Below are 11,670 nucleotides of genomic sequence, written 5' to 3'. Positions count from 1 at the left end.
GAAGTTGGTAATCTTTCCAAGTCCTCGCGAGAGGCAAGGCCCCTTTAGCTCAGTCGGCAGAGCGTCTCCATGGTAAGGAGAAGGTCTACGGTTCGATTCCGTAAAGGGGCTCGCGACCTCAGCCGCGTCACGTAAGCGTGTCGCGGCCAGGTTCATGTAAGGCGGTGTAGCTCAGCTGGCAGAGCAAGCGGCTCATAATCGCTGTGTCGCCGGTTCAAGTCCGGCCACCGCTACGCGGTAATCCTGGGTATCCCAGGCCTAGTAGAGAAGGAAATGCTGTGGCTGCCACTGACGTGCGACCGAAGATCACGCTCGCGTGTGAGGAGTGCAAGCACCGCAACTACATCACCAAGAAGAACCGGCGCAACAACCCGGATCGCCTGGAGATGAAGAAGTTCTGCCCGAACTGCGGTACGCACCGGACTCACAAAGAGACCCGCTGAGCGTCTAGCGGTTCTACCTGTCTTACCCGAAGCCGTCCTGGTCACCAGGGCGGCTTCGGGTATTTTTCGGGTTCGGTAGCCTGCTCGGGTGGCCTTGGACCAGTCGTTCACCGGGCGGGTGTACCCGCCGACCAGTACCTATGAAGTGAGTCGCGAGAAGATCCGGGAGTTCGCCGACGCGCTCGGCGACGCGAACCCGCTCTACCGCGACACCGAAGCGGCGAAGGCGGCCGGCTACCCCGACGTCATCGCCCCGCCGACGTTCCTGACGATCATCAACCTCGCCTCGATCAACGCGATCGTCTCGGACCCCGAGCTGGGGCTCGACTATTCGCGGATGGTCCACGGCGACCAGCGGTTCACCTACACGCGGCCGGTGCACGCGGGCGACGTCCTGTCGCTCACCACGTACATCGACAACATCATGACCCGCGCCGGGAACGACTTCATCAACCTGCGCGCCGAGATCTCCGGCGCCGACGGTGGCCCGATCGCCACCACGAACGCCCAGCTCGTGGTCCGAGGGGAGGACGCGTGAGCACGTTCACCGTCGGGGAAGAACTGACACCGCTGACCATCGAGGTCACCCGGGAGCAGCTGGTGCGCTACGCCGGCGCCTCGCTGGACTTCAACCCCATCCACTGGAACGAGGCCTTCGCCAAGGAGGTCGGCCTGCCCGACGTCATCGCGCACGGGATGCTCACCATGGCGCTCGGGGCGCGGCTCGTCACCGACTGGCTCGGCGACCCCGGCCGCCTCGTCGACTACTTCGCGCGCTTCACGCGGCCCGTGGTCGTGCCGAACGACGGCGCGGCGACGATCGAGTTCACCGGGAAGGTCGCCGTGGTCAACGACGACGGCACCGCCCGCGTCGACATCACCGCCAAGTTCGAGGGCAAGGCCGTTCTGGGCAAGGCCCAAGCGGTCGTCCGCGCCTGACCTCAAGTGGAGCAAGGGACCTTTGCTATCACTCGCTTAGCGTGCCTAAGTAAGTGATAGCAAAGGTCCCTTGCTCTCTTTCCGCAGGTCAGCGAGTCGGAGTCGGCCGCGTAGGAGCTTCGCGAGCCTACGAAAGGTCGCTTCGCAGCTTTAAGCCGCGGAAGGGCGCATGACCGGACCAATGAGGTCCACTGTGTGGATTTTGGGACGTTGGATGACCCGAAATCCACACAGTCCCGCATGAAAGGTCCGGTCATGCAGCTCGGCATCCCGAGGCCTCGCCAGTCCGGAGAAACCCCTACGCGAGCTTGAGCAGCTTCTCGATGACCTCCGCCATCCCTTCCGCGCCCCGCGCGTTCGGGTGCAGCGGCGCCGCGGGCACGGAGGGAGCAGGGCCTTCGACCCAGCGCCGGTTCGCGGCGCTGCACATGTCCCGCCCCTTGCTCGCTGTCGACATGTCGGCGAAGCCCGCTTCGTGCTCCTTCGCGGTCTCCTGCAGCGCCGTGTTCAGTCGTTTCAGCGAGTCGCGGAAGTAGGCGACGTCCCCCGCGCCGACGGGCAGGACCGGCCAGCAGCCGGCGTCGTCGTCCGGAAGCACCGTCGGATACCCCACGACCACGATGCGCGCCGACGGGGCTTTCGAGCGGATCTGGTCCAGGATTCCGCCGACCCGCCCCGCCGCGGCGGTGATCCGTTCGGCCAGCTGGTCGCGCCCGCTCGCGGTCAGCTGGGTCTTGCAGGGCGAAGCGGTCTGCACCTGCGTCGCGCACTGGCTCGCGAAGCCGACGAAGCCGACGTCGTTGCCGCCGATCCCGATGGTCACCAGCGTCGTGTCGCCGTCGATGGCGTCGAGTTGCGGAGCGTTCGTGCCGTCCCGGGTCTTCTGCTCACCGGTGAGGTGTTCGGTCGTGGCGCCCCCGCAGCTGGCGTCGACGAACTCGGCCGGGCGCAGCTTCGCGGCGAGCAGGCTCGGGTAGTTGTTGTCCGAGCGGTCGCAGCCCGGCGGCGCACCCACAGGCCGACCGGTGCCCGGCGACGCCGTGTACGAATCACCCAGCGCCACGTACCGGCCCGCGCCGTCCGAAACGGTGACTCCCGCAGGTGTCTCCGACGTCCCACGCTCCCACAGGTGGTAAGCGATCCCCAGGACGGACAGCACGATCACCAGGAAGAGGCAGCCTCCGCCCGTTCTCCGCTGCGTCACCCGTTCGTTGTACGCGACCTGGGTCACATTTGTCATCGGTCCGCTCGTCGGTGAACGACGCGTGAACGGGTGATCTCCGGTTGCCTGAGACATGGATCACTTTCAGGGTGATGCCGTACCTGCCCCGAGGAAAGGCGAAAACCGTGAGCCTGAACTTGACCAAGCTGGTCGACAAGGCATGGGAGGACAAAGGGATCAGCGAGTTGCTGGACGCGCCCCCGTCCGCTCTCGAAGGCCTGACCAAGAAGCACGACGAACTCCTCGCCGAGCTCAAGACCATCCGGGACCTCGGCAACAGGAAGTACGCCGCGAAGGCACACGCGCTCGTTCAGCTCGCCGACGGCGAATCCTGAGCCGCTGAAGGCCCTTCCCGGCGAACGGGGAGGGCCTTCAGTCGCGGGGGACGAGGTCGCGCAGCTCGGCGGCGAGATCGAGGGCGTGGCCGACGTCCCGCGCGAGGTAGTGCGGGTCGACGAAGGCTTCGGCGATCCCGGTTTCGGCAGCCGCCTTCAGCTGCGAGGCGACGTCTTGGAGATCGGTTCCGGGCTTCGGGTTGATCCGCAGGACCCGCCGCAGCGTGCCGGGATCGCGACCCGCCTTCTCGGCCGCGCTCACCACGGTCTCCCAGAGCTTCGCCAGATACGGCGCGGGTAGTCCCGCGGGAAGCCAGCCGTCCGCGCGGCGGCCGACGCGATTCAGCGCCACCGGCGACAGCCCGCCCAGCAACACCGGCGGATGCGGGCTCTGCGCCGGTCGCAAGCCGACCTTCGACGCCGGGATCCGCCAGCGTTCGCCTTCGTGCTCGACAGGGTCTCCGGTCCAGAACTTCCCGAGGACGTCGAGAAGCTCCTCCAGTTGCCCGCCACGGCCCTTCCAGGGCGTGCCCGTCGCCGTGTACTCGTCGCGAAGCCAGCCGATGCCCAAGCCGACGTCCAGGCGGCCGCCGCTCACCTGATCCAGTGAAGTGAGCATCCGGGCGAGCACGACGGCCGGATACACCGTTCCGGTGAGTGTGCTGGTGCCCAGCCGGACCTTGTTCGTGACGCTCGCGGCGACGGTCAGCAGGATGAGCGGATCGGCGAAGGTGACGAACTCGGGCGGGTACGGCCGTTCCGGCGTGCCGCCGGGGTAGAAGTCCGACGGCGAGACCGGGGCCAGCACCCGATCCCCGACCCACAAGGACTCGTACCCGAGCTCTTCGGCGGCCGCGGCGAAACCGGTGACGGCGTCCATCGACGCGAGGGGACCGTATTGCGGAAGGGCGATTCCCAGGCGCATCACGGTCACCGTGCTTCCGCGAGCAGGCTGCCCATCCTGGAGATCCCTTCGGCGAGATCACTTTCGTCCAACGCATAGGAAATCCGGAAGTAGCCAGGGGTCCCGAACGCCTCGCCGGGCACCACGGCGACCTCGGCCTCGCGCAGGATCAGATCGGCCAGCGCCACCGTGTCGGCCGGGCGCGCGCCGCGAATTTCCTTACCTAGCAAGGCTTTCACCGACGGGTACACGTAGAAGGCGCCGAGCGGCACCGGAGTCTCGACGCCAGGGATCTCGGACAGCAGGGAAAGTGCCTTCTGGCGCCGGGAGTCGAAGGCTTCGCGCATCGCGAAAACGGCGTCGAGCGGGCCGCTCACCGCGGCCAGCGCGGCTCGTTGCGCCACGTTCGAAACGTTGCCGCACAAGTGCGACTGGTACGCCGTCGCCGCCTTGACCACGTCTTGCGGACCGAGCAGCCAGCCCACCCGCCAGCCGGTCATCGAGTACGTCTTCGCGACACCGTTGAGGACGATCGTCCGGTCGGCGAGCTCCGGGACCAGGACGGGCATCGAGGGCGCTTCGGCACCGTCGTAGACCAGGTGCTCGTAGATCTCGTCGGTGATGACCCAGAGACCGTTCTCGTGTGCCCAGCGCCCGATCGCCTCGACCTGTTCGCGCGGGTACACCGCGCCGGTCGGGTTCGACGGCGACACGAAAAGCAGCACCTTCGTGCGCGGAGTCCTGGCGGCTTCGAGCTGCTCGACGGTGACCAGATAGCCCGTCGTCTCGTCCGCCGTGACCTGCACCGCGACGCCGCCGGCGAGGGAGATCGACTCCGGGTACGTCGTCCAGTACGGCGCGGGCAGCAGCACCTCGTCGCCGGGGTCGAGCAGCGTCGCGAACGCCGAGTAGACCGCCTGCTTGCCGCCGTTGGTCACCAGGACGCGGCTGGGATCGACCTCGAACCCGGAGTCGCGGACGGTCTTCGCCGCGATCGCCTCGCGCAGCTCCGACAGCCCGCCCGCGGCCGTGTAGCCGTGATTGACCTTGTCCCGGACGGCCGCTTCGGCGGCTTCGAGCACGTTGGCCGGGGTGGGGAAGTCCGGCTGCCCGGCGCCGAACCCGATCACCGGACGGCCCTGCGCCTTGAGCTCCCGGGCCTTCGCGTCGACGGCCAGCGTGGCCGAGGGCGTGATGCCGCCGATGCGAGCCGAGACGCGGGTTGCCGTCGAAGGCGAGGGTGCGGGAGCGCTCATGGCGACATCGTGGCACGATCATGGGGTCGGCCGTGGGGGAGTTTTCCCGCGGAAGGCTGCTCCGCGCCGCTTTGAGGGGCGCGGTTGCGAAGCTGTTCGGGGGTTGCCGTAGACTTCTGGTCTTGGAACGCACTACGGTCATCCCCGCCACGGCGGTGGGGACGATGGAATGCGTCCTCGGGAGCTCCAGAGCATCGGGGCTCCAAAGGGGTGTAGCTCAATTGGCAGAGCAGCGGTCTCCAAAACCGCAGGTTGCAGGTTCAAGTCCTGTCACCCCTGCGTTAGCGAACTGGTGAAGGCGGAGGAGTGGTCGTGAGCGACAGCGACGCCAGCGGTGAGAAGGCGCAGGACGGCGCCGGGCAGAAGCCCGACGAGCAGTCCCGCCCGGTGACCGCCGCTGCCCGGCGTGAGCGCCGTGCGTCCGCGCGCCCGTCCGGTAAGGCCGACGCCAAGTCGGACGACAAGACCCGCCCCGCCGGCAAGGCGAAGGCCGGGGACAAGACCGAGAAGTCCAAGGACGCCAAAGGCACGGCGACCCCGAAGCGCGACCGCAAGCCGAAGCAGGCGTCGATCTTCGCCCGGCTCATGCGCTTCATCCGTGAGGTCTGGGCCGAGCTGCGCAAGGTCATCTGGCCGAACCGCAAGCAGATGGTCACCTACACCGCGGTGGTGCTGGTCTTCGTGGTGTTCATGGTGGCGCTGGTGAGCGGCCTCGACCTGGCCTTCAAAGAGGTCGTCGGTGCCGTCTTCGGCAGCTGAGGCAGCCGGCCGCGGTGCCTGAGGGCGCCGCACGGTGGCCTGCGCCACGGCAACCGATCAACTGAGAGGACGGAACGTGACCTCCGACAACGGCACAGCAGCCGGTCATGAGCTGACCGAGCTTTCCGACGAGCAGGTGCACGCGGCACTCGGCGACGAGCAGTCCGAGCACCTGGACTCCGTCGAGGTGCCCGCCGCAGGCGACGAGGTCGACGAAGCCGGAGATGTCGCGGATGCCGAAGAGGCGCCCGTCGAGACCGACGACACCGCCGCCGAGTCCGGCGAGGACGTCGACCCGGTCGCCAAGCTGCGCGCGGAACTCAACGCCGCTCCCGGTGAGTGGTACGTCGTCCACTCGTACGCGGGTTACGAGAACAAGGTGAAGACCAACCTCGAGACCCGCACCCAGACGCTGGACGTCGAGGACTACATCTTCCAGATCGAGGTCCCGACCGAAGAGGTCACCGAGATCAAGAACGGCCAGCGCAAGCAGGTGCAGCGCAAGGTGCTGCCCGGCTACATCCTGGTCCGCATGGACCTGAACGACGCCTCGTGGAGCGCGGTGCGCAACACGCCGGGTGTCACCGGGTTCGTCGGTGCCACGTCGCGTCCGTCGCCGCTGACCGTGGACGAGGTGCTCAAGTTCCTCGCGCCCAAGGTCGAGACGGCCGCCCCCGCCAAGCCCGGCAAGGGCGAGGCCGCTTCCGCCGAGTCGCAGCTGGGTGCCCCCGCGGTCGAGGTGGACTTCGAGGTCGGCGAGTCGGTCACCGTCATGGACGGCCCGTTCGCGACGCTGCCCGCGACGATCTCCGAGGTCAACGTGGACGGACAGAAGCTGAAGGTCCTGGTGTCGATCTTCGGCCGGGAGACCCCGGTCGAGCTGTCGTTCAACCAGGTCTCCAAGATCTGACGGCCGCCAGACGGCCGGCAGTCCCCGCGTACTGGCAGGTGTGCGGGGGACTCAAGTCAGTAAGAAGGAACAAACGAAATGCCACCCAAGAAGAAGAAGCTTGCGGCGATCATCAAGCTGCAGATCAAGGCGGGTGCGGCCAACCCCGCGCCGCCGGTCGGCCCCGCGCTGGGTCAGCACGGCGTCAACATCATGGAGTTCTGCAAGGCCTACAACGCCGCGACCGAGTCGCAGCGCGGGGACGTCGTCCCGGTCGAGATCTCCGTGTACGAAGACCGCACGTTCGACTTCAAGCTCAAGACGCCGCCGGCCGCGAAGCTGCTGCTGAAGGCCGCGGGCGTGGAGAAGGGTTCCGGCGAGCCGCACAAGACCAAGGTCGCCAAGGTCACCTGGGACCAGGTCCGCGACATCGCGAAGACCAAGGAATCCGACCTGAACGCGCACGACATCGACCAGGCCGCGAAGATCATCGCCGGCACCGCCCGCTCGATGGGCATCACGGTCGTCGACTGAGCTCCACCCAGCACCACCGTGGGAGAGCCAAGTGCTGGCTCCAACACCACACTGATCCGTTGAAGAGTTAAGGACAGAAGCAATGCCCAAGCACAGCAAGGCCTACCGCAAGGCTCTTGAGCTGGTGGACCGCGAGCGGCTCTACGCCCCGCTCGAGGCCGCGAAGCTGGCCAAGGAGACTTCCTCCGCGAAGATGGACGCCACCGTCGAGGTCGCCATGCGCCTCGGTGTCGACCCTCGCAAGGCCGACCAGATGGTCCGCGGCACCGTGAACCTGCCGCACGGCACCGGTAAGACCGCCCGCGTCATTGTCTTCGCCGTTGGTGACAAGGCCGCCGAGGCCGAGGCCGCCGGCGCGGACGTGGTCGGCACCGACGAACTGATCGAGCGCATCCAGGGTGGCTGGCTCGAGTTCGACGCCGCGATCGCGACGCCGGACCAGATGGCGAAGGTCGGCCGTATCGCCCGCATCCTCGGCCCGCGTGGCCTGATGCCGAACCCGAAGACCGGCACCGTGACCCCCGCGGTCGCGAAGGCCGTGACGGACATCAAGGGCGGTAAGATCAACTTCCGCGTGGACAAGCAGGCCAACCTGCACTTCGTCATCGGCAAGGCCTCGTTCGACACCGAGAAGCTGGTGGAGAACTACGCGGCCGCGCTGGACGAGATCCTCCGCGCCAAGCCGTCGTCGGCGAAGGGTCGCTACCTGAAGAAGGTCACGATCTCCACGACGATGGGCCCGGGTGTCCCGGTCGACCCGGCCCGGACCCGCAACCTCCTCTCCGAGGACGCGTGAGTCTGAGTTAGACATCACTGAGAAGGGGGCGGTCCCGCTACGGCGGGGCCGCCCCTTTTTCGTGTTTGCTTGAGGGCATGCCTACCTTCGCGTCGTTCGACGGGCTTCAGCTGAGCTACACCGTTTGGGAAGGCCGAGGGCGTCCGGTACTGCTGCAACACGGTTTCGCCGCCGACACGAACGCCAACTGGATCGCGCCGGGCGTCGTCGACACCCTCCAGGACGCGGGGCTGACCGTGATCAGCCTGGACGCGCGCGGCCACGGGCGGTCGGCGAAACCGCACGACGAGGCGAGCTACGGCGACGATGCGATGGTCCGCGACGTGTCGGCGCTGCTCGACACGCTGAACCTCGACGAGGTGTCGATGGTCGGCTACTCGATGGGCGCGATGATCGCGCTTGGCGCCGTGGCCGCCGACCCGCGGATCCGGTGTCTCGCGATCGGCGGGGTCGGTTCGGGGATCGTCGACTTCGGCGGCGTGGACACCCGCGTCGTCACGCCGGAGGCGATCAGCGATGCTCTCCTGGCGGAGGACCCTTCGACGCTTCCGCCGTCTTCGGCGCCGTTTCGTATGCTGGCCGACGCTCTGCGGGCGGACCGGATCGCGCTGGCGGCCGTCGCGCGCGGGACGGCGAACCCGAAACTGGACCTGACGGCGATCGCGGTGCCGACCCTGATCCTGGCCGGGGACACCGACCCGCTGGCCGCGGAACCCGAACGCCTGGCCGCCGCCATCGCCGGCGCCCGCCTGGTCCGCGTGCCCGGCGATCACATGGCCGCCGTCATGCACCCCGCCTTCGGCTCCGCGCTGACCGGCTTCCTGACTTCGCACGACCTCTGACCTGCGTTTAGCCCCCTAATCGCGATCCGGCGCGCACCTGCGTTTAGCCCCCTAATCGCGATCTGGGGTGGAAACGCCCAGGTCAGTTGCCCGTGGGCGGGGCGGGGCAGGGGTTGGGGGAGTTCGCGTGCCCGGTGATCAGCCATTGGCCCATCTCGACTTCCTGCAGGGTGAAGCTGCCCAGCAGGGGGCCACCGCGGATGGTGTACCAGCACGAGTGGATCGTCAGGTTCTGCCGCGGGACCACACTCGACATCGGGCGCACCGCGTAAATGTAGGGCGTGATGTCGGTGACCTTCGCGTTCAGGGCCGGGACGGCGGTCGCGCAGTCCGGGTAGCCGAGGTCGCGGGCGAACTGGGCCTGCGCCTGCTCGCTCATCGACAGGCAGACCTTTTCGACGCGGGTGGCAGGCGGGTACGGCTTGCCGATCGTGTCGTAGATGGCCCGCACCGCCTCCCACGGGTTGGTCGAAAGCACCTGGTTGGTGCGGTGCTTGCCCCCGCCGCCCTGGACGAACGTCGCCGTGTCCTCCCCCGCGTCGCTGGGGAAGATCTGCCGGTAGGCGATGGTCGCGCCGATGCAGATCAGCAGGATCACGATCACCCAGGCGAGGAGCTTCCCGCCCAGACGGCGCAGCCAGCGCGGCGCACGCGGCCGAGGGGCCTTGACGAGTTCACCGGGAGGAGGCCCCGGAGGTACCGGGGGCTGTCCTCCGTAGTGCTGGGTCATGGGCTGCGCGGGCTGCGACGGCACGAGGCCCTGCTGCTGCGCCTCGGTGAACTTCAGATAGTCCTGGAACTGCTGAAACTGCTGGAACTGGCGCAGTTGTTCCTCGTCCAGCCGGGGCGCGGGCTGACCTCCCGCCTTGGGCTCGATGTCCGTGCCGGGCTCGTTGTCCGGCTTTCCGTCATCACGCTGCTCCGCCACGTCACCATGATGCCTCGCGAGCCCTCCCGCGCACTCCGCCGGTCGCGTTTAGCGGGCTAAACGCGATTTGGCAGGGGGTGCCGCCGGGGACGAAACAGGGTCACGTATTCTTGTCAAGGTTCTACCGAAGACCGCTGGTCTTCTCCCGGTCATCTGGCCTGGAGAACGAAGGCCCCGCTAGGGCGGGCGACCCGCGCAGGAGGAACGAGGCTCGTCCATGACGCATGTCGTCGTGTGCTCTGACGCCCCGCGCCTGTCTGCGCTGGGGCGTTTCGTCGTTTCAGGGCTCTCAAGGCCAGTGGACCACTAGCCAAGAGAGGAGGCGACCATGGCGAAGCCCGACAAGGAGGCGGCCGTCGCCGAGATCGCGGAGAGCTTCCGCAGCAGCTCGGCCACAGTCGTTACCCAGTACACCGGCCTCTCCGTGTCCCAGCTGTCCCAGCTGCGCCGCGCTCTCGGCACCAATGCCAAGTACCGGGTCGCGAAGAACACCCTCGTCAAGCGTGCCGCCACGGACGCCGGAATCGAGGGTCTCGAGGACCTGTTCGTCGGCCCGACCGCGATCGCCTTCGTCGAAGGTGAAGCTGTTGACGCCGCGAAGGCGCTTCGCGACTTCGCGAAGGACAACAACGCGCTTGTGATCAAGGGCGGCTACATGGACGGCAAGACGCTGTCCGTGGACGAGATCACCAAGATCGCCGATCTCGACAGCCGTGAGGTCCTGCTCGCCAAGGCGGCGGGCGCGTTCAAGGCGAAGCTGTCCCAGGCCGCCGCGCTGTTCCAGGCGCCGGCGTCCCAGGTCGCCCGCCTGGCTGCCGCGCTGGAGGAGAAGCAGCGCAACGCCGGTACCGAAGCAGCCGAAGCACCCGCCGAGAGCTGAACACCCCCACCCCCGAACTTTTAGTTCGTTTCAGAGAGGAAAGCCACCATGGCGAAGCTGAGCACCGCCGAGCTGATCGACGCCTTCAAGGAGCTCACCCTTCTTGAGCTGTCCGAGTTCGTGAAGGAATTCGAGACCACCTTCGACGTGACCGCGGCCGCCCCGGCTGCCGTCGTCGCCGCCGCCCCGGGTGCCGCCCCCGCCGCGGCCGCCGAGGAGCAGGACGAGTTCGACGTCGTCCTCGAGTCCGCCGGTGACAAGAAGATCCAGGTCATCAAGGTCGTCCGTGAGGTCGTCTCGGGTCTGGGCCTGAAGGAGGCCAAGGAGCTGGTCGAGGCCGCTCCCAAGGCCCTCCTGGAGAAGGTTGACAAGGAGGCCGCCGAGGCCGCCAAGGAGAAGCTCGAGGCCGCGGGCGCCAAGATCACCATCAAGTGATCCCGGGCGCGTCAGCGCCTAACGCAGCACCGCCGAAGGGGCGGGCATCCACACGGATGCCCGCCCCTTCGCTGTCTCCGGCTCCTCCCGCCCCGACCTGCGTTTAGCCCCCTGATCGCGACGCGTAGCCACGCTAAGCATCTGGGCGCGCCCAGGGCATCGGATCGCGTTTAGCCCGCTAAACGCGATCCGCGCGGCGCGGAGGACGGCAGGGGCCCTGACCTGCGTTTAGCCCCCTAATCGCGATCCGGCCTGGGCAGTGCCGCTGTGGATCTGCGCGCGGGAGTGACGTGCACTACGGTGCTGCAAGCGGTGCACGGGCAGGCGGCGGGCTGCGCGAAAAGTTACCCGTGGGTCTGGCCAGAAAAGAAAACTGGTGAGTAACCTGTTCGCACTCAGCTCGTTGCACCTGGTTGACGCGGGTATCGCTGCGCGAACGCATGCGTCCTCCCGGGCCAGTGGCACGGGAAGGCAGTGCGCGACGACGCGGAACAGCTCCTGGAGGTGC

The 11,670-nt window shown here is 67.7% G+C and carries 15 protein-coding genes and 3 tRNA genes; 14 read left to right on the top strand and 4 right to left on the bottom strand.

What is annotated here, in order from left to right; all coding sequences use genetic code 11:
* Positions 1-38 precede the first annotated feature (38 nt).
* The 5 genes from AC069I_RS02780 to AC069I_RS02760 all read left to right on the top strand — a co-directional run bounded on the left by AC069I_RS02780 (position 39) and on the right by AC069I_RS02760 (position 1,382).
* A tRNA-Thr gene (locus AC069I_RS02780) sits at positions 39-111 on the top strand.
* A gap of 49 nt (positions 112-160) precedes the next feature.
* A tRNA-Met gene (locus AC069I_RS02775) sits at positions 161-233 on the top strand.
* Between the two features lie 45 nt (positions 234-278).
* Positions 279-443, top strand: coding sequence for a 50S ribosomal protein L33 (gene rpmG / locus AC069I_RS02770; RefSeq protein ID WP_005152047.1), 165 nt, complete (start codon positions 279-281; stop codon positions 441-443).
* 88 nt (positions 444-531) lie between these two features.
* The gene (locus AC069I_RS02765; RefSeq protein ID WP_034304171.1) at positions 532-981 is read left to right on the top strand and encodes a MaoC family dehydratase N-terminal domain-containing protein; all 450 of its coding nucleotides are present in this window, start codon (positions 532-534) and stop codon (positions 979-981) included.
* The gene (locus AC069I_RS02760; RefSeq protein WP_478224944.1) at positions 978-1,382 is read left to right on the top strand and encodes a MaoC/PaaZ C-terminal domain-containing protein; all 405 of its coding nucleotides are present in this window, start codon (positions 978-980) and stop codon (positions 1,380-1,382) included. Before AC069I_RS02765 ends, AC069I_RS02760 begins: the two co-directional genes overlap by 4 nt.
* A 298-nt stretch (positions 1,383-1,680) precedes the next feature.
* Here the strand turns inward: AC069I_RS02760 and AC069I_RS02755 are convergent, their stop codons facing one another.
* On the bottom strand, positions 1,681-2,613 hold the full coding sequence (locus tag AC069I_RS02755; RefSeq protein WP_478265150.1) for an SGNH/GDSL hydrolase family protein: 933 nt from the start codon (positions 2,611-2,613) through the stop codon (positions 1,681-1,683).
* Positions 2,614-2,729: 116 nt separating this feature from the next.
* Between AC069I_RS02755 and AC069I_RS02750 the strand changes: the two genes are divergently transcribed.
* The gene (locus AC069I_RS02750; protein WP_478264704.1) at positions 2,730-2,939 is read left to right on the top strand and encodes a hypothetical protein; all 210 of its coding nucleotides are present in this window, start codon (positions 2,730-2,732) and stop codon (positions 2,937-2,939) included.
* A gap of 37 nt (positions 2,940-2,976) precedes the next feature.
* Here the strand turns inward: AC069I_RS02750 and AC069I_RS02745 are convergent, their stop codons facing one another.
* The gene (locus tag AC069I_RS02745; RefSeq protein ID WP_478264703.1) at positions 2,977-3,873 is read right to left on the bottom strand and encodes a TIGR03619 family F420-dependent LLM class oxidoreductase; all 897 of its coding nucleotides are present in this window, start codon (positions 3,871-3,873) and stop codon (positions 2,977-2,979) included.
* A complete protein-coding gene (locus AC069I_RS02740) occupies positions 3,870-5,099 on the bottom strand; it encodes a pyridoxal phosphate-dependent aminotransferase (protein ID WP_478224946.1) in 1,230 nt (409 codons plus the stop codon). Before AC069I_RS02740 ends, AC069I_RS02745 begins: the two co-directional genes overlap by 4 nt.
* 206 nt (positions 5,100-5,305) lie before the next feature.
* Here AC069I_RS02740 and AC069I_RS02735 point away from each other — a divergent pair.
* The 6 genes from AC069I_RS02735 to AC069I_RS02710 all read left to right on the top strand — a co-directional run bounded on the left by AC069I_RS02735 (position 5,306) and on the right by AC069I_RS02710 (position 8,919).
* Positions 5,306-5,378: transfer RNA gene (locus AC069I_RS02735), tRNA-Trp, on the top strand.
* A gap of 27 nt (positions 5,379-5,405) precedes the next feature.
* The gene (gene secE, locus AC069I_RS02730; RefSeq protein ID WP_007031001.1) at positions 5,406-5,858 is read left to right on the top strand and encodes a preprotein translocase subunit SecE; all 453 of its coding nucleotides are present in this window, start codon (positions 5,406-5,408) and stop codon (positions 5,856-5,858) included.
* Positions 5,859-5,934: 76 nt separating this feature from the next.
* A complete protein-coding gene (nusG, locus tag AC069I_RS02725; RefSeq protein WP_478224947.1) occupies positions 5,935-6,768 on the top strand; it encodes a transcription termination/antitermination protein NusG in 834 nt (277 codons plus the stop codon).
* A gap of 78 nt (positions 6,769-6,846) precedes the next feature.
* Positions 6,847-7,281 carry a 50S ribosomal protein L11 gene (rplK, locus tag AC069I_RS02720; protein ID WP_005152062.1) on the top strand — a complete coding sequence of 145 codons (435 nt, stop codon included), beginning with the start codon at positions 6,847-6,849 and terminating at the stop codon, positions 7,279-7,281.
* Between the two features lie 82 nt (positions 7,282-7,363).
* The gene (gene rplA / locus AC069I_RS02715) at positions 7,364-8,077 is read left to right on the top strand and encodes a 50S ribosomal protein L1 (RefSeq protein ID WP_007031003.1); all 714 of its coding nucleotides are present in this window, start codon (positions 7,364-7,366) and stop codon (positions 8,075-8,077) included.
* A 77-nt stretch (positions 8,078-8,154) separates the two neighbouring features.
* Positions 8,155-8,919 (top strand): alpha/beta fold hydrolase, encoded by a 765-nt coding sequence (locus tag AC069I_RS02710; RefSeq protein ID WP_478234002.1) that lies wholly within the window; start codon positions 8,155-8,157, stop codon positions 8,917-8,919.
* An 82-nt stretch (positions 8,920-9,001) separates the two neighbouring features.
* Here the strand turns inward: AC069I_RS02710 and AC069I_RS02705 are convergent, their stop codons facing one another.
* Complete coding sequence (locus AC069I_RS02705) at positions 9,002-9,847, bottom strand: hypothetical protein (protein ID WP_478234001.1); 846 nt, start codon at positions 9,845-9,847, stop codon at positions 9,002-9,004.
* 328 nt (positions 9,848-10,175) lie between these two features.
* Between AC069I_RS02705 and rplJ the strand changes: the two genes are divergently transcribed.
* Positions 10,176-10,727: a 50S ribosomal protein L10 gene (gene rplJ / locus AC069I_RS02700; protein ID WP_034304192.1), complete on the top strand. Its 552-nt coding sequence runs from the start codon at positions 10,176-10,178 to the stop codon at positions 10,725-10,727.
* Between the two features lie 48 nt (positions 10,728-10,775).
* Entirely contained in the window at positions 10,776-11,162 is a 387-nt protein-coding gene (gene rplL, locus AC069I_RS02695) for a 50S ribosomal protein L7/L12 (protein ID WP_034304194.1), read from the top strand.
* The last annotated feature ends 508 nt before the right edge of the window (positions 11,163-11,670 follow it).

Source organism: Amycolatopsis sp. NPDC043885 (genome assembly GCF_056435685.1).
Note: the sequence above shows the minus strand (reverse complement) of the source record. Positions and strands in the feature narration are given on the sequence as shown.